General features: G+C 63.1%; 23 protein-coding genes. 15 read left to right on the plus strand and 8 right to left on the minus strand.

Going from position 1 to position 24,305, the window contains the following annotated elements:
• Positions 1-44 precede the first annotated feature (44 nt).
• Positions 45-1,466: a DEAD/DEAH box helicase gene (locus GM658_RS07610; RefSeq protein ID WP_229416798.1), complete on the plus strand. Its 1,422-nt coding sequence runs from the start codon at positions 45-47 to the stop codon at positions 1,464-1,466.
• 49 nt (positions 1,467-1,515) lie between these two features.
• On the opposite strand, the gene GM658_RS07615 is transcribed toward GM658_RS07610, so the two are convergent.
• Positions 1,516-2,397, minus strand: coding sequence for a sulfurtransferase (locus tag GM658_RS07615; protein WP_155453399.1), 882 nt, complete (start codon positions 2,395-2,397; stop codon positions 1,516-1,518).
• 141 nt (positions 2,398-2,538) lie between these two features.
• Between GM658_RS07615 and GM658_RS07620 the strand changes: the two genes are divergently transcribed.
• From GM658_RS07620 to GM658_RS07630, 3 genes are read left to right on the plus strand one after another with little or no spacing between them, the layout of a single operon-like run.
• Positions 2,539-2,751, plus strand: a complete 213-nt coding sequence (locus GM658_RS07620; RefSeq protein WP_155453400.1) for a hypothetical protein — start codon at positions 2,539-2,541, stop codon at positions 2,749-2,751.
• 37 nt (positions 2,752-2,788) lie between these two features.
• On the plus strand, positions 2,789-3,217 hold the full coding sequence (locus GM658_RS07625) for a hypothetical protein (RefSeq protein WP_155453401.1): 429 nt from the start codon (positions 2,789-2,791) through the stop codon (positions 3,215-3,217).
• 27 nt (positions 3,218-3,244) lie between these two features.
• The gene (locus tag GM658_RS07630; protein ID WP_170298719.1) at positions 3,245-4,081 is read left to right on the plus strand and encodes a MaoC/PaaZ C-terminal domain-containing protein; all 837 of its coding nucleotides are present in this window, start codon (positions 3,245-3,247) and stop codon (positions 4,079-4,081) included.
• A gap of 3 nt (positions 4,082-4,084) precedes the next feature.
• Here GM658_RS07630 and GM658_RS07635 read toward each other — a convergent pair whose 3' ends face one another.
• Positions 4,085-4,390 carry a c-type cytochrome gene (locus GM658_RS07635; RefSeq protein WP_155453403.1) on the minus strand — a complete coding sequence of 102 codons (306 nt, stop codon included), beginning with the start codon at positions 4,388-4,390 and terminating at the stop codon, positions 4,085-4,087.
• A gap of 122 nt (positions 4,391-4,512) precedes the next feature.
• Between GM658_RS07635 and GM658_RS07640 the strand changes: the two genes are divergently transcribed.
• Genes GM658_RS07640 through GM658_RS07660 form a run of 5 tightly spaced genes read left to right on the plus strand, consistent with a single transcriptional unit; the run spans position 4,513 to position 11,282 of the window.
• Positions 4,513-4,710, plus strand: coding sequence for a hypothetical protein (locus tag GM658_RS07640; protein ID WP_155453404.1), 198 nt, complete (start codon positions 4,513-4,515; stop codon positions 4,708-4,710).
• Entirely contained in the window at positions 4,707-8,246 is a 3,540-nt protein-coding gene (gene dnaE / locus GM658_RS07645) for a DNA polymerase III subunit alpha (protein ID WP_155453405.1), read from the plus strand. Before GM658_RS07640 ends, dnaE begins: the two co-directional genes overlap by 4 nt.
• A 33-nt stretch (positions 8,247-8,279) precedes the next feature.
• Positions 8,280-9,803 carry an MBOAT family O-acyltransferase gene (locus tag GM658_RS07650; RefSeq protein WP_155453406.1) on the plus strand — a complete coding sequence of 508 codons (1,524 nt, stop codon included), beginning with the start codon at positions 8,280-8,282 and terminating at the stop codon, positions 9,801-9,803.
• Positions 9,804-9,805: 2 nt separating this feature from the next.
• Entirely contained in the window at positions 9,806-11,017 is a 1,212-nt protein-coding gene (locus GM658_RS07655; protein WP_155453407.1) for a hypothetical protein, read from the plus strand.
• Positions 11,018-11,024: 7 nt separating this feature from the next.
• Entirely contained in the window at positions 11,025-11,282 is a 258-nt protein-coding gene (locus GM658_RS07660) for a KTSC domain-containing protein (RefSeq protein WP_229416799.1), read from the plus strand.
• Here the strand turns inward: GM658_RS07660 and GM658_RS07665 are convergent, their stop codons facing one another.
• On the minus strand, positions 11,283-11,513 hold the full coding sequence (locus tag GM658_RS07665; protein ID WP_155453452.1) for a DUF6139 family protein: 231 nt from the start codon (positions 11,511-11,513) through the stop codon (positions 11,283-11,285).
• A gap of 86 nt (positions 11,514-11,599) precedes the next feature.
• On the minus strand, positions 11,600-12,490 hold the full coding sequence (locus GM658_RS07670; protein WP_155453409.1) for a VirK/YbjX family protein: 891 nt from the start codon (positions 12,488-12,490) through the stop codon (positions 11,600-11,602).
• Positions 12,491-12,680: 190 nt separating this feature from the next.
• Between GM658_RS07670 and GM658_RS07675 the strand changes: the two genes are divergently transcribed.
• On the plus strand, positions 12,681-14,240 hold the full coding sequence (locus GM658_RS07675; RefSeq protein WP_155453410.1) for a sensor histidine kinase: 1,560 nt from the start codon (positions 12,681-12,683) through the stop codon (positions 14,238-14,240).
• A 2-nt stretch (positions 14,241-14,242) separates the two neighbouring features.
• Positions 14,243-14,842, plus strand: a complete 600-nt coding sequence (locus GM658_RS07680; protein WP_229416800.1) for a response regulator transcription factor — start codon at positions 14,243-14,245, stop codon at positions 14,840-14,842.
• A gap of 3 nt (positions 14,843-14,845) precedes the next feature.
• On the opposite strand, the gene GM658_RS07685 is transcribed toward GM658_RS07680, so the two are convergent.
• Positions 14,846-17,065, minus strand: a complete 2,220-nt coding sequence (locus GM658_RS07685; RefSeq protein WP_229416801.1) for a glycosyltransferase family 9 protein — start codon at positions 17,063-17,065, stop codon at positions 14,846-14,848.
• A gap of 138 nt (positions 17,066-17,203) precedes the next feature.
• Here GM658_RS07685 and waaF point away from each other — a divergent pair, with 138 nt between their 5' ends.
• Positions 17,204-18,271, plus strand: a complete 1,068-nt coding sequence (waaF, locus tag GM658_RS07690) for a lipopolysaccharide heptosyltransferase II (RefSeq protein ID WP_229416802.1) — start codon at positions 17,204-17,206, stop codon at positions 18,269-18,271.
• On the opposite strand, the gene GM658_RS07695 is transcribed toward waaF, so the two are convergent.
• Both GM658_RS07695 and GM658_RS07700 read right to left on the minus strand, forming a co-directional pair.
• The gene (locus GM658_RS07695; RefSeq protein WP_155453413.1) at positions 18,261-19,598 is read right to left on the minus strand and encodes a hypothetical protein; all 1,338 of its coding nucleotides are present in this window, start codon (positions 19,596-19,598) and stop codon (positions 18,261-18,263) included. The two genes, waaF and GM658_RS07695, sit on opposite strands and share 11 nt — an antisense overlap.
• The gene (locus GM658_RS07700) at positions 19,595-19,945 is read right to left on the minus strand and encodes a cupredoxin domain-containing protein (RefSeq protein ID WP_155453414.1); all 351 of its coding nucleotides are present in this window, start codon (positions 19,943-19,945) and stop codon (positions 19,595-19,597) included. The genes GM658_RS07695 and GM658_RS07700 overlap by 4 nt, the downstream gene beginning before the upstream one ends.
• Before the next feature lie 63 nt (positions 19,946-20,008).
• On the opposite strand from GM658_RS07700, the gene GM658_RS07705 reads away from it, so the two are divergent.
• Genes GM658_RS07705 through GM658_RS07715 form a run of 3 tightly spaced genes read left to right on the plus strand, consistent with a single transcriptional unit; the run spans position 20,009 to position 22,740 of the window.
• Entirely contained in the window at positions 20,009-21,184 is a 1,176-nt protein-coding gene (locus GM658_RS07705) for a YncE family protein (RefSeq protein ID WP_155453415.1), read from the plus strand.
• 45 nt (positions 21,185-21,229) lie between these two features.
• The gene (locus GM658_RS07710) at positions 21,230-21,913 is read left to right on the plus strand and encodes an alpha/beta fold hydrolase (protein WP_155453416.1); all 684 of its coding nucleotides are present in this window, start codon (positions 21,230-21,232) and stop codon (positions 21,911-21,913) included.
• A gap of 38 nt (positions 21,914-21,951) precedes the next feature.
• Entirely contained in the window at positions 21,952-22,740 is a 789-nt protein-coding gene (locus tag GM658_RS07715) for a hypothetical protein (RefSeq protein ID WP_155453417.1), read from the plus strand.
• On the opposite strand, the gene GM658_RS07720 is transcribed toward GM658_RS07715, so the two are convergent.
• Entirely contained in the window at positions 22,741-24,276 is a 1,536-nt protein-coding gene (locus GM658_RS07720; protein ID WP_155453418.1) for a methyl-accepting chemotaxis protein, read from the minus strand.
• Positions 24,277-24,305: the final 29 nt, after the last annotated feature.

The raw sequence follows: 24,305 nt of genomic DNA on the forward strand, positions 1-24,305 counted from the left end.
CAGGTATCATGTGGGGTTGGCCGCTGTTAACCTCTAAGAATTGTATGTCTGACATTGAGAACACCCCTGAGCAAGTAAAGTTCGCCGATTTCGGCCTGGCGCCGGAAATCCAGCGCGCACTGACCGACCAGGGCTATGTGCACCCGACGCCGATCCAGGCGAAAGCGATCCCGATCCTGCTGCAGGGTCGCGACGTGATGGGCGCCGCCCAGACCGGTACCGGCAAGACGGCCAGTTTTTCCCTGCCGATCATCCAGCTGCTGCTGGCCCACGCCAATACCTCCATGAGCCCGGCGCGCCACCCGGTGCGCGCCCTGGTGCTGGCGCCGACCCGCGAACTGGCGGTGCAGGTGGCCGAGAACGTGGCGGCTTATTGCAAGCACACCCCGCTGCGTTCCACCGTCGTCTTCGGCGGCATGGACATGAAGCCGCAGACTGAAAAGCTGCGCAGCGGCGTGGAAATCGTGATCGCTACCCCTGGCCGCCTGCTGGACCACGTGGAGCAGAAGAATATCTCGCTGGGCCAGGTGCAGATGCTGGTCATGGATGAAGCGGACCGCATGCTGGACATGGGCTTCCTGCCCGACCTGCAGCGCATCATCAACCTGCTGCCGAAGAAGCGCCAGAACCTGATGTTCTCGGCCACCTTCTCGCCGGAGATCAAGAAGCTGGCGTCCAGCTTCCTGACCGACCCGATCACGATCGAAGTGGCGCGCTCCAACGCCACCGCCGAACGCGTGACCCAGGTTGTCTACAAGGTCAACGAAGACCACAAGCGCGATGCCGTCGCCCACATCCTGCGCCAGCGTGAGCTGAAGCAGGTGATCGTCTTCTCCAACACCAAGATCGGCGCCTCGCGCCTGGCGCGCGGCCTGGCGGCAGAAGGCATGAAGGCGGCCGCCATCCATGGCGACAAGACGCAGCAGGAACGCATGCAGGCGCTGGACGCATTCAAGAAGGGCGAGATCGATGTGCTGGTGGCTACCGACGTGGCCGCGCGCGGCCTGGATATCTCCGACCTGCCGTGCGTGATCAACTTCGACCTGCCATACAACGCGGAAGACTACGTGCACCGTATCGGCCGTACCGGCCGCGCCGGCGCATCGGGCGACGCGATCTCTATCTATTCGGACAAGGACGAACGTCTGCTGGCCGACATCGAAAAGCTGATCAAGCAGACCGTCCCGCGCGGCACCTTGGACGGCTTTGTGCCGGGCGGCTTCCGCAGCGACGAGCGCCACGGCGACCGCCGCCGCGACCGCACCCAGGCTGACCGCGCACCGCGCAGCGGCGAGCGCCGCGAAGGCTCGTCGCCACTGCCGCGCCGCGAGAAGGTCGATCCATGGTTCCTGAAGCCGTACGAGCCGACCCGCAGCAATGGCGCGCCGGCAGCCGCCGCGCCAGCCGCGCCGGCCAAGCCGAAGCAAAAGGTTGCTGCCCTGCTGGGCGGTCTGCCGAAAGGCTAAGCTTTCGCCAGCAGCAAGAAAAAGGGCCCGTCGAACGGGCCCTTTGTTTTTAGTGCTTGCCGAAGCAGGCCGGGCACGAAACCCCCGGCACATATTCCGGCGCCAGCTGCTGGCGTGGCGTGACCACGGCACGGCAGGCGAAGCACTGCTTGGTTTCAGTCGGTTCCAGCTGCGGATTGAGCGCGGTGCGGTAGTCGAACACGAAGCAGTCGCCGGTGTAGTGGGCGCCGCCCACTTCCTCGAAATACTTCAGGATGCCGCCTTCCAGCTGGTACACATTGTCGTAGCCGATGTTCTGCATATGGATCGCGGCCTTTTCGCAGCGGATGCCGCCGGTGCAGAAGGTCACCACGGTCTTGCCTTCGAAGTCGGCCTTGTGCTTCTCGATGACTTCCGGGAATTCGGTGAACTTGGTCAAGCGGTAGTCGACGGTGTTGTCGAAGGTGCCGACATCGACTTCGTAGTCGTTGCGGGTTTCCACCATGACGACCGGCTTGCCGTTGTCGTCGTGGCCCTGGTCCAGCCAGCGCTTCAGGTCTTTGGCTTTCACATGCGGCGCGCGGCCGTCTTCCGGACGGATCAGCGGGTGGCGCATGGTGATGATTTCTTTCTTGATGCGCACCAGCATACGGCGGTGCGACTGCTCGGCGGACAGGCTTTCCTTCACTTCCAGGTCTGCCAGGCGCGCATCGCTGCGCACCCAGGCCAGGTACTCGTCGATATTGGCGCGGGTGCCGGACAGGAACATATTGATGCCTTCCGGGGTCAGCAGGATGGTGCCTTTCAGGCCCAGGCGGGCGCAGATGTCCTGGTACTGCGGACGCAGCTCGTCCAGCTTATCCAGCGTGATGAATTTGTAGGCCGCGATGTTGACGTAAACGGCTGGTGCCGCGCCAGGTGTTGCAGGCGCGTTTTCAATGGTTGCTTGCATGGGATTGGTAATCGATTGAATCCGGAACAGCCGACATTATAGCCGCTCTCAGCGGCATGCTCAAATATTAGGCACTGCAGACGGAACTTTCCGCGCCACGTCCTGTCTATCTGCGCGTCTTACTGACTTGAGGAGCAGATCATGAACCAGGACATGGCCGACGTACAGAAACAGCTGAGGGATCTCTCATATGAGTTGAGGATGTTGTCGATAAATATTGATTATCTTTTTGCGAACCAACGTCACCTGATTGAGTATTTGGCGAGCATGACCAGGTTGGAGGTCGGGTATCGCGGCAAGGATATCCTGAACCGGCTCGACGAGTTGCGTCGCCAGGCCTGCGACGCAAGATAGCGCGTCATAGCGCTGATCGACAAAAATCGAGGCTATCATGGAACTTCCAAACGCAGCCCCTGATTCAGAGCACGAGGATCATGAAGCAAGGATAGTTAAATTGGAAAAGCACGTACAAGACCTTTCGACCGGTCTGCAATCGTTAAGCCAGCAGTTGACTGTAGAGATGGCTGCATTAAAGGTCTGGTTCAGTGAAAAGCTGGATCAACGGCTTGAAGAGTGGCGCAAGGAAAACGAACGCAAGCTTGAGGACTGGCGCAAGGAAAACGACCGCAAGCTTGAGGACTGGCGCAAAGAAAACGATCACAAGCTTGAGGACTGGCGCAAGGAGAACGACCATAAGCTTGAGGATTGGCGCCAGGGGCTCGACCAAAAGCTCGATGGCCTGCGAAAAGACACGGACAGGAAGCTGATGTGGATGATCGGCCTGGCAGTAGCTTTGCTGGTGGGCTTGTACTTCCGGTAACCCTGGGTGTCAGGCACAATGGCGCGCATGACACAGCTCCAAATACTCCCTGAGGCTGGGGCGGCGACTTTGCTGCGGGCCTTGTTCAAAGGCCCGGTCGCTGCTGGTGCGCCGGAAATACCTCGGACCGCATTCCGGCTTGAACGCTTGGATAACCGCCAGATCAAGCGTTACAACGCCTTGCTCGGCTTCGCAGCCGATGCGTTGCCATTGTCTTTTTATTATCTGCCGACGCAGCGCGCGCATCTGGCCACGATGCTGGGAGCGGAATTCCCGTTCCGCCTGGCGGGCATGATCCATGTCGAGAACGAGATTCGCGAATTGAGGGCGCCCGATCGCGATCGGGCGATGGAAATTGTGACCAACGTGACGATTGAACCCCCGGCAGAAAACGGTGCACGTTATTGTGAGTTGCACACCATGGGCAAGCAGCAGGAACAGGATATTTTTGAGTGCCGCAGCCGCTACCTGGCGGTGCGGGGCAAGCGGCGAACCGCTGGCGGGGAACGCGGCAGCGCGGCAGTGGCCCCGGCAGCCGGACAGCCGGCAGGTGAGTGGTCACTCGCGGCCAACGCAGGGCGGCAGTACGCCTCGGTCTCCGGCGACTGGAACCCGATCCACCTGTGGCCATGGTCGGCCCGCCTGCTTGGCATGAAAACGCCGATCATCCACGGCATGCATACCGTGGCCAAGGCGGCCGCCATGCTGGAACAGCGGGAAAGCCGGCGCCTGAAGGCCATTACGGCTCGTTTCAAGGCGCCGATACCACTGGGCGCCGCTGCGGAATTGCGCCTGCTGGAACCGGCCGGCAGCTACCAGGTCTGGACTGGCGGCACGCTGGCGGTGGAAGGCCGCTTCGGTTAGCGCTTACTTCTGCGCCAGCACCCAGCGCACCAGCTGGTGCGCTTCAGCATCGGTCACCTGGTTGGGCGGCATGGGCACGGCGCCCCAGGTGCCGGAACCGCCCTGCAGGATCTTCAGGATCAGCTTGTCCTCGGCGCCCTTGTCGTTTTTATATTTAGCCGCGACATCCTTGAACGACGGTCCGACCAGCTTTTTTGCCATCGCGTGGCAGGCAAAGCAGCTTTTCGACTTGGCCAACTGCTCGGTGTCATCCGCATGGGCGACCAGCGCGGCGGACATCAGCAGGGCAGCAATTGCAATTTTCATCATCAGCTCCAGGGTGGATTGGTAAGGTGATTCTAGCGTTGCCGGACGGTAGCAACCGTCTCATTTGTAAGCAATTATGGCGCGGGATAGACTGAATGCACCAACAAGTCGAATGGAGGTGCAAAATGCACAAGAAAATCGACGAAAGTTTCACACTCTCGCTGAATGGAAAAGAAGTCGCCAATCTCGTGCCGTCGCGCCAGCGGAAACGCCGGCGTGCCATGCGCGAGGCCCTGGAAGTCATCAGGAATGTGGATAGCAGTGGAGCCAGCTCAACAGGTAAAATAGGCGGATATTCGACTAAAAAGCCGCCTGCCACATGAGCATTGAAACAATCGACCAGCCAGTAGACGCCTCGCCAGCCGCCGCGCCCGTGGGACCAGGATTCGTCCACCTGCGCGTGCACACCGAGTATTCGATTGTCGATGGCCTGGTGCGCATCGACGACATGATCAAGGCGGCGGTCAAGGACAAGCAGGGCGCGCTGGCGATCACCGACCTGGCGAATATGTTCGCCATGGTGCGTTTCTACAAGGCGGCACGCGGCAAGGGCATCAAGCCGGTGGTCGGGGTCGATGCATGGATCACCAACGACGAAAACCGCGACAAGCCGCACCGCCTCATGCTGTTCGCGAAGAACCGCATGGGCTACCTGCAGCTATGCGAACTGCTGTCGGAAGCATGGCTGACCAACCAGTACAAGGGACGCGCCGAGATCCGCACCGAGTGGCTGCGCGAACGGGCCAACAAGGCATATGCACTGCTGCCGGGCGAGAGCGGCGCCGATGCGCTGATTGCGCTGTCCGGCGCCCACTTCGGCGACATCGGACAGGCTATCGACAACGGCAACCTGGAACTGGCCGAGGCCAACGCCCGCAAATGGGCCGAGATTTTCCCGAACGGGCATTTCTACGTCGAGATCCAGCGCGCCGGCCAGGCCAACCAGGAAGTCCAGGTGCGCCAGTCGGTCGCGCTGGCGGCCAAGCTTGGCTTGCCGGTGGTGGCAACGCATCCCGTGCAATTCCTGTCCAAGGACGAGTACATCGCCCACGAAGCGCGCGTCTGTATCGCGGAAGGCGAAATGCTGGCCAACGCCAAGCGCGTCAAGCGCTTCAACGAGCAGATGCGCTTCCTGACGCAAGCGGAGATGGCGGAGCTGTTCCACGACCTGCCGGCCGCGCTGCAAAACTCGGTGGAAATCGCCAAGCGCTGCAACGTGGTGCTGACCCTGGGCAAGCCGCAGCTGCCGAATTTCCCGACGCCGGGCATGTCGATCGACGAATTCCTGGTGGCCGAGACCCAGAAAGGCCTGGAAGAACGCCTGGTCCAGCTCTTCCCCGATCCCGAGAAGCGGGAGAAGGAGCGCCCGCGCTACGAGGCGCGCCTGAAGTTCGAGAACGACACCATCATCAAGATGAAGTTCCCGGGCTACTTCCTGATCGTTGCGGAGTTTATCCAGTGGGGCAAGAACAACGGCGTGCCGATCGGCCCGGGCCGCGGCTCCGGTGCCGGCTCGCTGGTGGCGTATGCGCTGAAGATCACCGACCTGGACCCGCTGAAGTACAACCTGCTGTTCGAGCGTTTCCTGAACCCAGAACGTATTTCGATGCCCGACTTCGACATCGACTTCTGCCAGGAGAAACGAGAGCTGGTGATCCAGCACGTGAAGGACCTGTACGGCCGCGATGCGGTGTCGCAGATCGCCACCTTCGGTACCATGGCGGCGAAAGGCGCGATCCGCGACGTGGGCCGCGTGATGGACTTCGGCTACAACTTCTGCGACGGCGTGTCGAAGCTGATCCCGTTCAAGCCGGGCAAGCCGGTCTCGATTGCGGAGGCGATCGAGGAAGAACCGCTGCTGAAAGAGCGCCAGGAAAACGAAGAGGAAGTGCGCCAGCTGCTCGACCTGGCGCAGCAGGTGGAAGGCATTACCCGTAACATCGGCATGCACGCCGGCGGCGTGCTGATCGCGCCGGGCAAGCTGACCGACTTCTGCCCGCTGTACACCCAGGGCGGCGACGCCGGCGTGGTGTCGCAGTATGACAAGGACGACGTGGAAGCCGTCGGCCTGGTGAAGTTCGACTTTTTGGGCCTGACCACGCTGACCATCCTGGACCGCGCGGTCAACTACATCAAGGACCTCGATCCGGAAGGGGCCAAGGACTTCGACCTGGCCAAGCTGCCGCTGAACGACCGCCCGACCTACGAATTGCTGACCAAGGCGAAGACCGTCGCCGTGTTCCAGCTTGAATCGCGCGGCATGCAGGGCATGCTGAAAGATGCGCGTCCCGACCGCTTTGAAGACATTATTGCGCTGGTGGCGCTGTACCGTCCGGGCCCGATGGACCTGATCCCGGACTTCTGCAAACGCAAGCACGGCGAAAAGTTCGACTATCCCGATCCCCGCACCGAGGGCATCCTGTCCGAAACCTACGGCATCATGGTTTACCAGGAACAGGTGATGCAGATGGCGCAGATCATCGGCGGCTATTCGCTGGGTGGCGCGGACATGCTGCGCCGTGCGATGGGTAAGAAAAAAGCCGAGGAAATGGCGGAGCACCGCGAGATCTTCCGCAAGGGCGCGCAAGAGGGCGGCCTGACCATCGAGAAGGCCGACGAGATCTTCGACTTGATGGAAAAGTTCGCGGGCTACGGCTTCAACAAGTCGCACGCGGCCGCGTATGCGCTGCTGTCGTATCACACCGCCTACCTGAAGCATCACCACACCGCAGCGTTCATGGCAGCCAACATGTCGCTGGCCATGGATGATACCGAGAAGGTCAAGATCCTGGTCGAGGACTCGATCGACGTCTGCGGCTTGACCATCCTGCCGCCGGACGTGAACCAGTCTTCCTACCGCTTCCGTCCGGACGGCGAGCCGGGCAAGAAGGCGACCAAGATCCGCTACGGAATGGGCGGCGTGAAAGGCGCAGGCCAGAACGCGATTGAAGCGATCATCGCGGCGCGCGAGGCGGGCGGGCCGTTCACCAGCCTGTTCGACTTCTGCAAGCGCGTGGACAAGAAGCAGATCAACCGCCGTACGGTGGAAGCGCTGATCCGCTCCGGCGCCTTCGACTGCTTCGGCGTCGACCGTGCGGTGCTGTTTGCCTCCGTGGGCTTCGCCATGGAATACGCGGACCAGGAAGCCAAGTCGGCCAACCAGGTCAGCCTGTTCGGCGGCGACGATTCGGACCTGGTGGCGCCGCCGGATTACGTGCAGGCGACACCGTGGACCGACCGCGAAAAGCTCGCGGAAGAAAAGATTGCGCTGGGCTACTACCTGTCCGGCCACATGTTCGACTCCTACCAGCAGGAAGCGCGCCGCTTTGCGCGCACCAAGCTGTCCGAGCTCGAGCCTTCGCGCGAACCGCGCATGATGTGCGGTGTGATTTCCGGTATCCGCACCCAGATGACCCAGCGCGGCAAGCTGCTGATTGTCACGCTGGACGACAAGACTGCCGTGGTCGAAGTCACCGTCTACAACGAAGTCTTCGAACCGAACAAGCATATGTTCAAGGAAGACGAATTCCTGTGCGTGACGGGCAAGGTGTCGGAAGACCGCTTCTCGGGCGGCCTGCGCATCTCGGCGGAAAAGGTCTACAACATCACCGCCGCGCGCATCCAGTTCGGCCGCCAGATTGGTTTGTCGCTGCCGAAGGCCGTGCCGTCGGCCAAGCTGGCCGAGATCCTGGGACCGCACCGCGATGAATACGGATTGCCGGTTTCCATGCGGGTGAAACCACAAGGCATCGACTGCGTGTTACAACTGGGCGACGATTGGCGCGTCGCGCCGTCCGATGCGCTGAAAATCGCACTGGAACAGGGCTTGGGAGCGCAGGAAGTCGCTATCGAGTATTGATGTGCTATTGCATGGGTGATAACATTTTCAACCATGCTATTTAACTCATTCAGCTTCCTGCTAGGCTTCCTGCCGCTCACCCTGGCCGGCTATTTCCTGCTCGCGCGGCGCAACCCGACGTGGGGTGTGGCATGGCTGGCGCTGGCCTCCGTGTTCTTTTACGGCTGGTGGGACGTACGCTACGTGCCGTTGCTGCTTGGCTCCGTGTTGATCAACTATGGCTGCGCGCAAGCGATCCGCCGTGCGCAGGGCCGGGCGCGCAAGCGGTGGCTGGCCGGCGCGGTCGCCGCCAATCTGGTGCTGCTTGGCTACTACAAATACGCGAACTTCTTCTACACCAGCCTGACCGGCCATCATTCGGATGCCTTGCAGGTGGTGCTGCCGATCGGCATATCGTTCTTCACCTTCACCCAGATCGCCTTCCTGGTCGACACGGCGCGCGGCTTTGTGCAGGAGGGGCGCTTTATCCATTACCTGCTGTTCGTTACCTACTTCCCGCACCTGGTGGCCGGTCCCGTCCTGCACCATAAGGAAATGATGCCGCAGTTCGCAGACCCGCGAAATGCCGTCCCGCGCGCCGATAATTTTTCCGTCGGCGCCACGATTTTCATCATCGGCCTGGCCAAGAAGACGCTGCTGGCCGATACGCTTGCGCCATATGCCAACACGCTGTTCGCGGCGCCGGGCGAGCCCACGCTGCTGGTGGCATGGGGCGGCGTGCTGGCATATGCCTTCCAGCTGTACTTCGATTTTTCCGGCTATTCGGACATGGCGATCGGCCTCTCGCGCCTGTTCGGCGTGCACCTGCCGCTGAATTTCAATTCGCCCTACAAGTCCTTCAATATCGTCGAATTCTGGCGCCGCTGGCATATGACGCTGTCGCGCTTCCTGCGCGATTACCTGTACATTCCGCTGGGCGGCAACCGGCACGGTGCGGTGCGCGCCAAAGCCAACCTGATGGTGACCATGCTGCTGGGCGGCCTGTGGCACGGCGCCAGCTGGAACTTCGTGCTGTGGGGCGGGCTGCATGGCCTGTACCTGGTCATTGCGCACGCCTGGCAGATGTTCAAGGACCGCATGGGCTGGAAGGGCAGCGGCGGCCGCATGGGACGCCTGGCGGCGTGGGCGCTGACTTTTGCCGCCGTGTCTTTCGCCTGGGTGTTCTTCCGCGCGGCGGACCTGCCTTCGGCGCTGCGCATCGTGGCCGGCATGGCCGGGCATGCAGGCGTGACCTTGCCCGATGCAATCGGTGCGCGGCTGGGCGGCTTTGCGCATACGCTGGAGCAGTTGGGCATCGGCTGGTCGCTGGGCGGCGGTACGCAGTTCATTGAAACCTGGACCTGGGTGGTGGTGGCGGCGCTGGTCGCATTCTTCGCGCCGAACACGCAGCAGATCATGCACCGCTTCTCGCCGGCGCTGGACCATGACGGCACAGCTGCGCCGGCGCGCCTTTCCTGGCGGCCGTCGCCGCGTCCCGCACTGGCCGCCGGCCTGCTGGCCGTGGCCTGCATGCTGGCGCTTTCGCGTCCCAGCGAATTCCTCTATTTCCAGTTCTGACCATGCCGAACGTCTCGCATCATCATTACCTGCGCAAACTGGGCCTGGCCATGCTGGGGGGCTTCATGCTGGTCGCCAGCGTGGTCGTGCTGGCCGATCCTTACGATTTGTACGGCGTGCTGCGCAAGCCTGGCCTGAATGCCAAAAAGCCGGTGCCGACCCGCTTCCGCAACGAGATCAAGCTGGCGGGCGCCGAACGTGTTGGCGCAACCCAGTTCCTGGTCGGGAATTCTCGCGTCGAAGTGGGCTTCGATCCGGACAGCCCTGCGCTGGGCGGCGGCGCCTACAACCTCGGCCTGGCCGGCACCGGCACCATGGTGGCGGTGGGGCAGCTGCAGTACTTGCGCAGTACTGGCGTGAAGCCCAGGCGCGTGATCGCCGGCATCGAGTTCCACGACGCGCTGCTGGCGCCGGGGCAGCACGGCGGCGCGCGGCCGGTGCCGGCGGCCATGAGGGGCTGGCTCTGGAGGGTGGAAAGCCTGCTGTCGCTGGGCTCCTTGCGCGATGCCGCCACCACCTTCGCCATGCAGCGCGACAGCGAAGCCGAAACCATGACCGAGCGCGGCCTGAACCCGCTCAGCGAATATGAAAAGTACGTGCGCTATGAGGGCTATTACAAGATCTTCCGCCAGCGCGCGGAAGAGAATGCCGCCACGCTGGTGCGCAAGGCGCCCGGCGACCTCGATCGCGGCGGCCTGCATGAAGAGCTGCGCACTTTGCTGGATGCGTCCGCGCGCGACAACCCGGGCGTCGAGGTGCACCTGCTGTTCTACGCCTACCACGCGCAGCTGATGGCGCTGTATGAAGCGAGCGGTTTATGGCCTCGCTTCGAGGAGTGGAAGTACATCGTGCTGGAAGAAGTGGAAGCGGCGCGCGCCCGCTACCCGCAGGCGCGCATCATGCTGCATGATTTCAGCGGCTTTGGCGAGTTCAACTGCGAGCCGATTCCCGGCCCAGGCGACAAAGGCCGCACGCACTGGTACTGGGAAGCGGGCCACTACAAGCCGGCGCTGGGCGAAGTGATGATGCAGCGTATGCTGTCCGGTGTGCCGGCCGGCACATTCGGCATGGACCTGAACCTGCAGAACCTGGAGCAGGACCGCCAGCGTATCGCCAGCGAGCGCGCCACCTGCGCCGCAGCGCATCCGGAATTGTTTTCCGAAGCGCGTGAACTGGTCGAGCGCGCGCAACGGCGTCAAGGAAAGGGGATTTGAGATGGAAATGAAACGCATCAACGCAGGCAAGCTGCGCGCCATCGGCTACGACGAGCGCACGCGCGTGCTGCGCGTCGAATTCGACGACGGCAGCGCCATCGATTACGACAGCGTCGGCCGCGACGTATGGCAGCGCCTGTCCACCTCGGGCAGCGCGTGGAGCTTCTACCGCGACAATATCGAAGAAGAGTACACCGGCCGCAAAGGCCGCGCCAAGCCGCAGACAGGCACCCGCCCGCCCGGCCTGGACGACCTGTTCGGCTAACTACATGTCTTTTAGCGCGGTGATGGCGTAGCCTTTACTTCCCATTTGCTGGGTCAGGCTATCGATATGGTAATGAGGCAGGACTTGCACATCATCATCGACTTCCAGCGATTGCTCGGCTGGCAGCCAGTCGGTGTTGATGGCTTCTTGCGGGATGGGTTTGCCCTCTGGCACGGCGAGGTAGGAAAAAATGCCGTTGTGTTCGGCACGACGATAGATATCCAGGCGCATCTTCATCTCCCTTCAACTAAGTCCTACGCACAGGCTGGCGTAACGCCTTGATTCTACTCCGCTTGGGCGGCGCAGGCCATGCAAGATTAGCGGCCGAGTGAACTCAGCACGGCAAAGTTGACCTGGGTCATCAATTCGTAGCGACGGCGCATCTCGGCGCGTTTCTTCGATGGAACTTCCTCCAAATCCGGCGCCTGCAGGGGCGCACACCCCATCTGCCAGTCGCCATCCGGGCGCCTGCTTGCGCCCAGTTCCTGCCACAGGCTGTCATAGTCGGCCTTGACCTTGCCCTTGCGCACGGATTTGACGCAGACAGTACGGTTGCGGTTGCCCACCAGGACCAGGTGTTCGCAGCCCCAGGCGTGGCCCAGCTGGCCCGCCAGGCGCACCAGCAGATTTTTGGGACGCAGGCCGTGCAGGTCGCGCGTGGCTTCGCGCGCCAGTTCGAGCCCGGCGCCGCATTGCGGACCCTGCACGCAGCCGATGCCGAGCTGGCGCAACTGGCCTTCCTGCACGAAGGAAAACGCCAGGGAGTACACAAGGGTGCCCTGGCACATCAGCTGCAGCACCAGCTCGCCTTCGCGTTCCATCGGGACAATGGCCCTGAGATCGATGGTATAGTGGGCCCCCGACTTTCCCGCGAAACTGGCCAGCCGCAATCCGCCGCGTGCGGCCTGCAGCACCGCATCCCCCAAGCCTTCCTGGACGATAAAACGGTAGTGGTCGCCCAAGGCCGCCAGGCGGCGCCGCTGGCATAGCCGCTTGCTGAGCCAGGGACGGTAAATCTTGTGGATCAGGCGCGGCTGGACGTTGGCCAGTTCGCGCAAGGATGGGTGGGAGTTGAGCAATTCCAGCCAGCCGCGCGTCAGGCGCGGCGTGGTCATGGCGCGGGCATGCAGTTTCAGCGCCGCGGTGAGCCGGGACAGCGAAGATTTGGGTTCCAGTCCGGAACGCAGCGTGATTGCGTGCAGATACATTGCGTTATTTAAGTGAAACAGTGCGTTACAATCTAATAATGCTAATTGCCCACAAATAGGTGAGCAATACTGTGATGACCCCTACGTGCATCGCTTATGGATTTCCTTGGATCAACACATGTTTCAATGCGGCTTATTTCAAAAATGAACAAGCCTGCTACGTTAAACACTTAGTTGCGTTTTTTTCCTTATGCGTTTTTCGTTTTTGCCGGCGACGGCCGCGTTCCTGGCCGCCTACCTGTTATTCGACTGGGTCAGCTATGTCGAGCCGCTGCTCGGCCTGAATATCACCCCATGGAACCCGGATACGGCGCTGGGCCTGGTGTTCTGGCTGGTCTATGGCCGGCGCGCCGCGCTGCCCTGGTTCCTGGCCCTGGTGGCCGGCGAGGTGCTGGTGCGCGGCATGCCGCTCGGCTGGCCGGGCACCTTGTTGACGGCGGCATGGCTGATCCTGGGCTACGGCCTGCTTGGCGAGGCCTTGCGCCACGTGCTGGGCGGACTGTCGATCTTCAGCAGCCGGGAAAGCTTCTATCGCTGGCTGGCCATCGTGGCTGCCGGCACGATGCTGAATGCGGTGGGCCATATCAGCCTGCTGGCGGGGCTGGGCATGGTGCCCTGGAGCGAATGGCTGCGCGCCGTATGGCGCTTTGGCTTTGGCGACCTGGTGGGGGTGGTGGTCAGCATGCCGCTGCTGTTGAAACTGGCCGACCCGGTAACGCGCGAGCAGCTGCGCGAGGCGACCTGGAAGCCGGAAACCCTGGGCTACCTGGCGCTGGCGATCTTCGTGCTATGGGCGGTGTTCGGCTATATCGTCACATCCGAATTCAAGCATTTCTATTTCCTGTTCCTGCCGCTGATCTGGGCCGCCTCGCGCCAGGGAGTGAATGGCGCGGTGCTGGTGGTATTCGTGCTGCAGATGGCGATCGTCACGCTGGTCCGGGCCAACCACGCCAACAACATCACCGTGTCGGAGCTACAGATGCTGGACGCGGTTCTGGCCCTGGTCGGCTTCTTCATCGGCATCGTGGTCGACGAACGGCGCCAGGTGGCGGAGGAATTGAAGCAGACCCTGCGCCTGGCGGCGGCTGGCGAAATGGCGGCGGCGCTGGCGCATGAATTGAACCAGCCGATGACGGCGCTGGCGGTGTATGGCAAGGCTTGCGAGCATTTGCTGGCGCGTGGCGAAGCGGGCGACCTGCTGAAAAATGCCATTGGCCAGATGATCAACGAGTCGGCGCGGGCGGCGGACGTGGTCAAGCGCTTGCGTGACTTCTTCCGCACCGGCGCCATGCAGCTGGAAAACGTCGGCGCCGCCGACCTGCTGTCCGGCATCGTGCAGCAGTTCCGGCCCCAGTTCGCCGAACATGGCGTGCAGCTGGTCATCGCTGAAATGCCGCCGCTGCTGGTGCAGGTAGACCGCCTGCAGATTGAGCTGGTGCTGCGCAACCTGCTGGCCAATGCGCTGGATGCGGTGCGCATGCGCCCGGCCGGCGAGCGCAGCATCAGCGTCACGGCGGAGAATGCCGGCGGCAAGCTGCGCTTCACCGTGGAGGACAGCGGCGATGGCTTGACGCAGCAGGCGCTGGGGCGTCTGTTCGAGCCATTTGTCTCGACCAAGGCCACCGGCATGGGCCTGGGTTTGGTGCTGAGCCGCTCCATCGTGGAGGCGCATGGCGGTAGTTTATGGGCAGAAGTTGCCGCCCATGGCGTCTTTCGATTTATACTGCCGGCGCTGGACTCTGGAGAATAGCCTTGTCAAACCTTACCGTATTCATCGTCGATGATGATCCTTCGCTGCGCGACGCACTTGGCCTGCTGCTGAGCGTGCGCGGCTACCGTACCGCCGTTTTCGCCAGCGCCGAAGCTTTTTTGCAGGCCTGGCTGCCCGAATGGTCCGGCTGCCTGGTAGCCGATATCCGCATGTCCGGCATGGACGGACTGACCCTGCAGCGCAAATTGAGCGAGATGGGCTGCCTGCTGCCGGTCATCATCGTGACCGGCCATGGCGACGTGAGCTCGGCGCGTGAAGCCTTCAAGGCGCGCGCCGTGGACTTCCTGGAAAAGCCGTTCGATGACGACAAGCTGATTGCCGCCATCGAAGAAGCCTTCTCGATGCAGCAGCGCCAGCGCCAGGACCAGGACCGGCGCAACCAGCGCGACCAGCTGCTGGCCGAACTGACGCCGCGCGAGCGCGAAGTGTTCGAACTGGTGGTGATGGGCCGCCACAACCGCGAGATCGCGCCCCAGCTCAATATCAGCGTGCGCACGGTGGAAGTGCACAAGGCGCGCCTGATGGCCAAGCTGGGCGTGGACAACGTGGCCGACCTGGTGCGCGTCGCCCTGCGCGAATAAGCCTCAGGCCGCGTCCCGGCGCAGCGCGCGCCAGCCGACGATCACGTCGCGCACCTGCTGCGGCGTGATCGCCTCCATGCAGCTGCAGGCTGCCTTGTCCTGGCACTTGCCGCAAGCCTGGCTGGTGCTCAGGTTGGTCGTATGCGGGCCGAGCGCACCCCAGCGCGCGATGTCGATCGGTTTGATCGGCGGGAACAGTCCCAGCGTATTGCGTCCCAGCGCGGCCGACACGTGCAGCGGCCCGGTGCCGCTGGCCACCAGGCCATCGGCGCGGCCGATCAGCGCCAGCAGCTCGCGCAATTCCAGCTTGCCGCAGATATTGTTCACATTGGGCAGGGCCAGCAGCGCGGGCGCCTGCTGCGCCAGCAGTTCGCCTTCCGCGGCGCTGCCGGTCAGCCACAGCTTGATATCGCCATGCGCTTGCAACAGGCGGGCCAGCTCGGTGAAATGACCCAGCGGCCATTCGCGGCCGTTGCCGTTGGATTTGGTGTGCAGGATCACGTGATAGCCCTGCTCGCCCAATAGCGCGTCGACCTTGGCGCTGACGGGCGCGCTCAGCCCGTACATCGGCCAGACGTCTTGCAGCGGCGGGATGTCGTGCAGCCCCAGTGGGCGCAGCAGCTCGAAGGTGAGCTGGGCTTCATGCAGGTGCGACCTGGCGCGGCTGAAGTAGACCAGTTCGTTGCAGGTCCACCAATGGTAGAAACGGCGCCCGCTTCCGATGCGGCGCGCAATGCCGGCGCGCTTGACGGCCTTGGCGATGCCGCGCTGCGGGAAGGCCAGCAGGACCGTGTCGAAGGCGGCGGCGCGCAGGCCTTGCGCCAGGTCCGGCAAGTCGTCTACCGCCAGTACGGCATCAACGTGGCGGCACTGGCGAACGGTGTCGGCCGCGTAACGGCGTACCAGGAAGGTGATGTGTACATCCGGGTAGTGCTGTTTCAGCCAGCCTGCAATCGGCAGGGTCAGCACCACGTCGCCGATATTGTCGGTGCGGGTAATCAGGATGCGGCGCGGCGGCTGGATGGCGCCGCCGGTCAGGTACAGGCACATGCCGGCCATGCTGCACGCCATCGTGACGTAGAACAGTTTGGGCGCCATCAGCCAGAACATCACGTCCGTCAGGCCAAAGCCGACGAAGCACAGAACCAGCACCATGCCGGCCAGGGCCATCCGGCGCTGGCCGCGATCGGGCGCGTGGAACATCTTGCGGAAGAACTGGAACGGCGCCACGTACATGGCGATCAGCAGGCTGAAGTCGAGCAGGCCGCCGGTGGCCAGGAAATGCAGCGCATCGTTATGTGCGCTGGAATAAGTCAGCGCCGGCGACTGCTGCAGCAGGCCGCGGTCGGCCAGGGCATGCAGCGCCATGTCGAAATTATCGCGCCCGACGCCGAGCCAAGGATGTTCCTGGAACATCAGCCAGGCCGCTTTCCACAGTTCCAGGCGGATGCCCAGCGAGGTCGTGGCGTCCCCGCGCGCGAAGTAACCCTGGACGTCGGATATGCCCTCGTGCACGCGCAGCGCGATGCCGGTCGCCGGGATGAAATAGGCCAATATGGACAGTACGGCGGTCGCGCCCAGCGCCAGCAGCAAGTGTTTGCCATGCATGCTGTGGCCATAGCGCACCAGCGGCACCACGGCCAGCAGCATGGCCAGCCAGCCGCCGCGCGAACCGGACAGCACCGAAGCCACCAGGCCGGCCAGCAGGGCCAGCATCGGCAGGTAGCGCATCCTGGACGAAGGATTCAGGCTGCAGATGGCCATCATGCCCATGGCGATGGCCAGGTCGCCGAAAGTGATGGCGTGATGGGTAAAGCCGTCGGCGCGCTCCATGCCCAGCACCGCCACCTGCACCACGGCCACCACGGCGCCAGCGATGCTGCCCAGGTAAAGGCCCAGCCAGAAAGGACGCGGCTCGGATTTCAGGTGGCAAAATACGCCGATGGCTGCCAGGCCGAACCACATGCGCGAGGGACCATCCAGGGTGCGCAGCGGCTGGTGGTCGAAAATCATGCGCAGCAGCGAGACCAGGAAGAAGGCGCTGAACGCCAGCACCATGGGACGCACTTTGGGCCAGTTGTCGCGATAACAATCAAGCACGCCTTCGCGTAAATTCAAGGCAAACAGGATCAGCGTCAGGCCCAGGACGGTGCCGACCCCGAACTTCGTTGTCAGCGCGATCGCCGGTAAGGAAAAAATCAGGAGAGCAGCAAGCAGGGGCATCTTGGCAGGCGTTGAATCTTGTATTAAAGGCAATGAGATATCGTCACCGAAGGTGGCCGAAAAGCGTCGATTATAGCAGCCGGGCCGGGGCGGACTGCGTGCAGTCCGGTGTTGTTGCCCTAGCTGCAATCGGTAATAATGCTTGGCCAAAAGAACTGGAAATTCGATGACATGAACCCGCAATCGGCCCGCACCCTGGTGATCTCGCCCAATTGGATCGGCGACGCCGTCATGGCACAACCGCTGCTCCAGCTTTTGAAAGCGGCGCACCCGGAGCGCCCGATCGACGTGCTGGCGCCGCCGGCCGTGTCGCCGGTCTGGCGCCAGATGCCGGAAGTGGCCGAGGTGCTGGAAACGCCGTTCCGCCACGGTTCGCTGCAGCTGAAGGAGCGCTGGCGCTATGCGCGGCTGCTGCGCCAGCGCGGTTATGCCGATGCCTACATCCTGCCCAACACCATCAAGTATGCCTTGATCCCATGGCTAGCCGGCATTCCGCGCCGGGTCGGCTACAAGGGCGAGAGCCGTTACGGCCTGATTAATGTGATGCACCATGACGATGCGCCGCCGCGTCCCATGGTGCCGTTCTATGCGGCGCTGGCCGATGCACCGGGCGGCCCGCTGCGCGGCAGCCTGCCCAAGCCGCGCATGGCAGCCGGCGCGGCGCAAATCGCTGCGGCTTGCGCCAAGACCGGAATCGATCCGGCCCGCCCGCTGGTGGTATTCGCTCCGGGCGCCGAATTCGGCGGCGCCAAGCGTTGGCCGCCGGCCCATTTCGGCCAGCTCGCCCAGCGCATCCTGGAGCGTGACCCGCAGGCCCAGGTCGCGCTGCTCGGCTCCCCCAAGGATGGCCCGGCTTGCGAAGAGGTGATTGCCGCGGCCGGTGCGCCGCCCGGCCTGGCCAGCCTGGCCGGCAAGACTACGCTGTCCGATGCGGTGGCCCTGATCGCCCGTTCGGCGGCGGTGGTCAGCAACGATTCGGGCCTGCTGCACGTGGCGTCCGCGCTGAACCGGCCGGTGATCGCCATCTACGGCCCGACCGATCCCGATCACGCGCCGCCATTTTCCGATATGGCTGCTTCGATTTCGCTGCGCCTGGATTGCTCGCCGTGCCGCCAGCGCGAGTGTCCGCTCGGCCACCAGAACTGCATGCACGGCATCGGCGCCGGCCAGGTGTGGCAGACGCTGGAGCCGATGCTCAACCGTTGACGATCGGCTGGGCAATGATCCACAGGCTTAGCAAGGTATAAGTCACCATCAGCGCCAGCATCGGCAGCTGGCTGCGGGCGGCGCGCGCGCCGAACTGGCGCAGCGCGGTCTGGTGCCCCAGCCACACGGCCGCCACATGGCCGGCCACGATGGCAAACAGCGACACGTACCAGACCATGCGCGCATCCACGATGCCCAGGCGGATGAAATAGAAGCGCGTGCCGAACAAGTTCCAGCCCAGGTTGAGCGGATCGGAAGCCAGGGGAATCAGGTATTGCCCCGCCATCGCCAGGAACGACAGGTAGTGGGCGAAATGGTAGGCAATGGCGATCGGTACCAGCGTCAGTACATACCAGCCGGCAGTTTGCGCCAGTCCGGCGCCGCCGCCGCACCCGGCAATCGCCCGGCACACGCCTAGGTAGGCGAGCAGGAACAGCGCGGGCAGCAGGCATAGGGCGCCGGCGCGCAGCAAGGCGGGCGGCGCATCGAACGCCGTTTGCAGGTCCAGCCAGGGTTGTGTCTCCAGCAAACCGTCGAAGCTGACGGAGGACAGCATCAGCATCACCAGCACAATATGCGGCCAGCCGAGCGGAGCTTCCACCAGCAGCCCTGCGCCGAAGGGGCGCAACTGCCAGCGTCCGCCCTGCACCTGATTCGGGGCGAAGCGCGCCAGCAGGCCAAAGACCACAGCAAATACTTCACCGTGTTCCAGCCAGCAGCGGCGCCCGAAACAGAACATGCCGAGCCACGTGAGGCAGGAGTAGGCCAGCATCGCCGCCGCCAGGCTGGCGGGCTGCTCGCTGCCTTCCCAATTGAGCTCCATGTTCACGAACACGAAGAAGAGGATGGCGGCGGGCCACACGCCGGCCCAGGCTGGCCAGGCCAGCTTGCCGGGGCGTTCGCCCAGCGTCCAGCGGTAAATGGTGTCGATGGGATTGACCAGCGCCCACAGGTCGCCCAGCAGGGCGGAGATGAAGGCCATGCCGACCCACCAGACCGCCCACACCATGGGAGGTGCGATATTCTTGAATGGATTCTGGGTGCCGATGAAGCCGGCGCAGATGACCAGCAGGTACAGGGCCAGCACCACCGCACGCAACGCTGTCTCCAGTGCGCCGCGCATGGGGATGCGCTCAAGCACCGTGATGGCTTGCCCGGGCGGGCGTGGCTGCAAATCGCCTTGTCGCGCCAGCAGAAGGAAAGTCACCGCCACCGTCGCACCGGCCCCGCTCATGAACATCCACAGCGGCAGCGGCAGGTCAAAGCGCTGGCCGAAGCCGTGCGCCAGCGCCGGCAAGGGAATGGCTGCCAGCAGCCAGCGCTTCATCGCGGAACAACTTCCACGTAAAGCAGGGCGGGTGCGTGGTGATGTCCTTTGCCGTGCGCCGCCAGAGGATAGCGGCCAAGTACCTGCGCTTGCAGCTGCAGGCGGCCCGGCGTTCCTGCCTTCAGCGCCAGTTGCAGGTCGTAGCCATGCAGGTGCAGGTCCATCGGGGCATCGCTGCGCAATTCCAGGACCAGCGTATCGCCCTGCGGCACGCGCACCGTGGGCGCCGGATCGGCAATGCGCTGCTGTTTTACTTCGAAACTGGCATTCTGTTGCGCGGCCCATACAGGGGCGCCCGCCAACAGCGTTAGCGTTGCAAACAACCAGTCATGGCGGGGCAGGCGCATATGGTGATTCTAGCCGCGCAGGCGTAATATTCAATGTCTGACCCTGCAAAGAAGGAGTGGACCATGCGTATCCGTTTCCTGCTTCCCGTCGCAGTCGCCCTGGGCATCCCCGCCCTGGCCAGCGCCGAAATCCTGGCGATGATGAACTACGAAACCAAGTCTCCCGAATCGCTCAAGGCGCTCAAGAATCCTGTGGCGCCGGCGGCACGCAAGGAGGGCATCGCGATCGTCGATGTCGACCCGAATTCCAGGACCTTCGGCAAGATCGTCAAGGACATTCCGCTGCCTTCCGACCTGGTGGCGCACCACATCTTCTATAACCACGACATGAGCAAGGCCTATGTCACGGCGCTGGGCAAGAGCGAGCTGCGCGTAATGGACATGAAGTCCAAGGACTACGCCATGACGACCGTGAGTATCCCCAATTGCGTCATGGGCGAGGACGTCGCGTTCTCGGCCGACCACAAACGCTGGTACATCAGCTGCATGGGCAGCCAGGCCATGGTGGTAGGCGACGCCATGAGCGACAAGGTGCTCAATACCATCAAAGTGGCGGCGCCTTACCCGCACGGGCTGGCCGTCTCCGGCGGCGCGGACCGCATCCTGCTGACGTCTACCGTGCGCGGTTCCGACCTGGGCGACGCCGGGGAGGTGATCAGCGCGGTGGAAGCGAGCAGCGGCAAAGTGCTTGGCACCTACAAGGTATCGAAGAAGGCTTCGCCTGCGGGCGAGGCGCCGGTGGAAGTCCTGTTCGTGCCGAACGCGAAGCCCGCCGTGGCCTATGTCACCAATATGTATGGCGGCACTTTGTGGACCGCCAGCTGGAATCCTGCGAAGAAGGATTTCGAGGTGGCGCAGGTTTATGACTTTGCCGATGCCAAGGCCGGCGTGCCGCTGGAAATCTATTTCAACAAGCAGGCTTCGCGCATGTATGTAACCAGCGCCAAGCCGGGCCAGCTGCACATCTTCGACATTTCGGCCAAAGCGGGGGAACCCAAGCTGCTCAAGTCCATTGCCGCGGCGGAGGGCGCGCACCACGTGGCCTTTACCAAGGACGGCAAATACGCCTTTGTGCAGAATGCCTTGCTTAACCTGCCGGGCATGAGCGATGGCTCGGTCACCGTGATCGACTTGCAGAGCGGGGCTGTCGTTACCAGCATGGATACGCTGAAGAACGCCGGCCTCAATCCCAACAGCATCGTGCTGCTGCCGCAGTGGAATGAGATGATGGGGCATTGAATAAGGACCCCGGTGCCAGGTCCTGGCACCGGATATACTTCGCTTATGACACCGCTGGTCCTGATTCCCGGCTATATGCTGGACGACGCCTTATGGGATGGCATGCTGCCCTTCCTTCCTCCCGAACTCCCGCTGCATTTCGCCAGCCTGGCCGAAGGCGATTCCATTGCCGCCATGGCGCAGGCCATCCTGGCCAAATGCCCGCCGCAATTCAGCTTGCTGGGTTTTTCGATGGGCGGCTACGTCGCCCGTGAAATCGTGCGGCTGGCGCCGGATCGCGTGCAGACGCTGGCGCTGGTCGCCACTTCAAGCCGCGCCGACTCGCTGCAGCAGGTCGAACAGCGCAGCAAGGCCGCCCGCGCCAATCCGATCGGCGCCTTCCGCGGCCTGGGACGCGCAGCCATCGCCCAATCGCTGCATCCGGACAACGCCGCTAACGAGGCGCTGATCGCACATGTGCGCATCATGGGCGAACGCCTTGGCCGTGAAGTCTTCGTGCGCCAGTCGCTGATCGTGCGCGATGCCGATACGAGCCGCCTGTCCGGCATCCAATGTCCGACGCTGGTGGTGGCAGCCGCCGAAGATCAGTTGCGCAGTCCGGAAGAAGCAAGTGAACTGGCCTCAGGCATCCCCGGCGCGCAACTGGTGACCATACCAAGAGCCGGCCACCTGATCCCCCTCGAACAACCGCAAGCACTGGCCAGCGCCATTGCCGTGATTTTTCGATAGCTTTTTGCATAAACAATAACGCTATACTCAGCCCACTTATGGGCTTCCACCTCACCGACATGATCGCGCGCTTGCTGCCGGCGCACATTCCGCCGCAGACCATGCCGCGCAAGACAGTGCGCATGGCCTTGGTCGAGGCCTTGCAGCCATTGCTGGCGGCGCATGGGTTCGCACCCTTCAAGGGAACGATTGCATGGCGGCGTAGCGCGCACTGGATAGATGTGGTGGAAATTGGCTTCATCGACACGGTCACTGCGCGCCGCGATTCCCCCATCCTTGAAGTGGGCCGCTATTTCACTTTCGCTCCTCCCAACCCGATTGGCGGGCCGATGAAAGAAGTGGATGGCCAGCTATACCCGTCCGCCGCGGAATGCCACCTGCGCAAGGTCATGTTTCATTTCAAGCGGCCGAAAGACACGACCTGGGTGGTATGCAACGAGCAGGATTTGCTCGATTGCAGGGCCGAGGCGCGGCGCCTGATCGCGGAACGCGCTTTCCCATGGTTTGCGTGGCTTGAAAATCTGCATACGGTCCTGCACCTGCTGCGCGAGGGCAATCCGGACATCGAAGGCAATTCGCGCGATCCCCTGCGGCGCGGTACGTGGAACAATGGCGGGTTTTTCAGCGGACAGGTAATCACCGGAATGGTGGCTTTCCAGCTGAAGCAATGGGCGCTTTGCCGCGAACTTCTCGACCCTGTGCTGCAACGTGGCGGCATCCTGGTGCGGAACGCGAACGTGGTTCCATTGCCTCTGCAAACGCTGGCGATGATCCGCAATGCGGCGGAGGAGGCGAAGCGTGCGCCGCCTCCAGCGGCCGAAAAATGATCAAGCCAGCTTGAAGCGGCCGACCTGGCCGGTCAGGCGGCCGGCTTCGTCCTGCATGGCTGTCGCCGCAGCCGCAGCCTCTTCCACCAGCGCCGCGTTCTGCTGCGTCACGTTATCCAGCTGCACGATAGCCTGGTTGACCTGCTCGATGCCCGCCGTCTGCTCGCTGCTGGCCGATGCGATCTCCGACATGATGGAGGTGACGCGCTGGATGCTGGCCACCACTTCATCCATGGTGCTGCCCGCCTGGTTCACCAGTTCACTGCCGGCCTGCACCTGCTGCACTGTATTGTTGATCAAGTCCTTGATCTCGCCTGCCGCCTGCGCGCTGCGTTGCGCCAGGCTGCGCACCTCGCTTGCCACGACGGCAAAGCCGCGCCCCTGTTCACCGGCGCGCGCCGCCTCCACCGCGGCATTCAACGCCAGGATATTGGTCTGGAAAGCGATGCCGTCGATGACCGCAATAATGTCCACAATCTTGGTCGACGCGGCATTGATCGAACCCATGGTGTGAACCACTTCGCTGACCACGCTGCCGCCCCGTGTCGCCACGTCGGAAGCGGTGGCCGCCAGGTCGCGCGCGGTGCGCGCATTGTCGGCGTTGTTGCGCACGGCGGAAGTGAGCTGCTCCATCGAGGACGCGGTTTCTTCCAGTGTGCTGGCCTGGTGCTCGGTGCGGGCCGACAGGTCATGGTTGCCGGAGGCGATCTGCTGCGACGCGGTGGCGATGCTTTCGGTCCCATGCCGTACCTCGCTCACGATGCCGGCCAGGCTGTCGTTCATGGCTTTCAGGGCTTTCAGCAGCTGGCCCGCTTCGTCGTCGCCGTGCGCTTCGATGCGGCGGCTCAAATCTCCGTCCGCAACGGTCTGCGCAATCTGTAACGCTTCATTGAGGGGTTTGACGATGGATCGGGTAGTCATCCACGCAAAGCCAATGCCCAGCATGACCGCCGCTACGCCCAGCGTGATCAAAAGGTTGCGGCCACTGTGGTTGCCGGCCTGGATTTCACTGGCGACCGCATCGAGGTTGCGGTGCTCGGCTGCCGTCACTTCGTCCAGCGCACTGAGGTAGGTGACGCGGCGCGCCTCCATGTCGACGAAAAGGCGCTGCGCGGTTTCCATATCGCCGTCGGCCTTGGCCTTGTAGACCGCCTTGCGCTGGTCGACGTAGGCTTTGCGGCTGGCCAGCACTTTTTCGTAGGCGCTGCGGGAGGCAGGATTTTCCAGAAGCTTGGCCAGCAAGTCCTGGATTTCCGTGGCACGGCCGGAGGCGGCCTTCATTTGCGCTTCGATGGATTTCTGCTGCTCGGGATCGGACACCATATACGCCGCTGTGGTACGCGCCGCATTCACTTCGACCACCTTCTGCCACTCCGCTACCAGCCGCTCGTTGCGCACGTTCTCGGCGACCAAGGCCTCGGTCTTCGCACTCGCGCTTTGCAGGCGCATGATGCCCACCACTGTCATTGCAGCCAGCAGCACCAGCACGGCGGCAAAAGCCAAACCAAGACGCGCCCCTATTTTCAGGTTCTTCATCGCGATCTCCTCCCCAGGATTGGTTTCAT

This window comes from Massilia eburnea (assembly GCF_009720745.1).
GTDB lineage: Bacteria > Pseudomonadota > Gammaproteobacteria > Burkholderiales > Burkholderiaceae_D > Rugamonas > Rugamonas eburnea.

What these genes read in the sequence shown, in the direction of transcription:
- GM658_RS07610 (WP_229416798.1), top strand. Translation starts at nt 45, where the DNA reads ATGTCTGACATTGAGAACACCCCTGAGCAAGTAAAGTTCGCCGATTTC.
- GM658_RS07615 (WP_155453399.1), bottom strand. Translation starts at nt 2,397, where the DNA reads ATGCAAGCAACCATTGAAAACGCGCCTGCAACACCTGGCGCGGCACCA.
- GM658_RS07620 (WP_155453400.1), top strand. Translation starts at nt 2,539, where the DNA reads ATGAACCAGGACATGGCCGACGTACAGAAACAGCTGAGGGATCTCTCA.
- GM658_RS07625 (WP_155453401.1), top strand. Translation starts at nt 2,789, where the DNA reads ATGGAACTTCCAAACGCAGCCCCTGATTCAGAGCACGAGGATCATGAA.
- GM658_RS07630 (WP_170298719.1), top strand. Translation starts at nt 3,245, where the DNA reads ATGACACAGCTCCAAATACTCCCTGAGGCTGGGGCGGCGACTTTGCTG.
- GM658_RS07635 (WP_155453403.1), bottom strand. Translation starts at nt 4,390, where the DNA reads ATGATGAAAATTGCAATTGCTGCCCTGCTGATGTCCGCCGCGCTGGTC.
- GM658_RS07640 (WP_155453404.1), top strand. Translation starts at nt 4,513, where the DNA reads ATGCACAAGAAAATCGACGAAAGTTTCACACTCTCGCTGAATGGAAAA.
- dnaE (WP_155453405.1), top strand. Translation starts at nt 4,707, where the DNA reads ATGAGCATTGAAACAATCGACCAGCCAGTAGACGCCTCGCCAGCCGCC.
- GM658_RS07650 (WP_155453406.1), top strand. Translation starts at nt 8,280, where the DNA reads ATGCTATTTAACTCATTCAGCTTCCTGCTAGGCTTCCTGCCGCTCACC.
- GM658_RS07655 (WP_155453407.1), top strand. Translation starts at nt 9,806, where the DNA reads ATGCCGAACGTCTCGCATCATCATTACCTGCGCAAACTGGGCCTGGCC.
- GM658_RS07660 (WP_229416799.1), top strand. Translation starts at nt 11,025, where the DNA reads ATGAAACGCATCAACGCAGGCAAGCTGCGCGCCATCGGCTACGACGAG.
- GM658_RS07665 (WP_155453452.1), bottom strand. Translation starts at nt 11,513, where the DNA reads ATGCGCCTGGATATCTATCGTCGTGCCGAACACAACGGCATTTTTTCC.
- GM658_RS07670 (WP_155453409.1), bottom strand. Translation starts at nt 12,490, where the DNA reads ATGTATCTGCACGCAATCACGCTGCGTTCCGGACTGGAACCCAAATCT.
- GM658_RS07675 (WP_155453410.1), top strand. Translation starts at nt 12,681, where the DNA reads ATGCGTTTTTCGTTTTTGCCGGCGACGGCCGCGTTCCTGGCCGCCTAC.
- GM658_RS07685 (WP_229416801.1), bottom strand. Translation starts at nt 17,065, where the DNA reads ATGCCCCTGCTTGCTGCTCTCCTGATTTTTTCCTTACCGGCGATCGCG.
- waaF (WP_229416802.1), top strand. Translation starts at nt 17,204, where the DNA reads ATGCTTGGCCAAAAGAACTGGAAATTCGATGACATGAACCCGCAATCG.
- GM658_RS07695 (WP_155453413.1), bottom strand. Translation starts at nt 19,598, where the DNA reads ATGAAGCGCTGGCTGCTGGCAGCCATTCCCTTGCCGGCGCTGGCGCAC.
- GM658_RS07700 (WP_155453414.1), bottom strand. Translation starts at nt 19,945, where the DNA reads ATGCGCCTGCCCCGCCATGACTGGTTGTTTGCAACGCTAACGCTGTTG.
- GM658_RS07705 (WP_155453415.1), top strand. Translation starts at nt 20,009, where the DNA reads ATGCGTATCCGTTTCCTGCTTCCCGTCGCAGTCGCCCTGGGCATCCCC.
- GM658_RS07710 (WP_155453416.1), top strand. Translation starts at nt 21,230, where the DNA reads ATGACACCGCTGGTCCTGATTCCCGGCTATATGCTGGACGACGCCTTA.
- GM658_RS07715 (WP_155453417.1), top strand. Translation starts at nt 21,952, where the DNA reads ATGGGCTTCCACCTCACCGACATGATCGCGCGCTTGCTGCCGGCGCAC.
- GM658_RS07720 (WP_155453418.1), bottom strand. Translation starts at nt 24,276, where the DNA reads ATGAAGAACCTGAAAATAGGGGCGCGTCTTGGTTTGGCTTTTGCCGCC.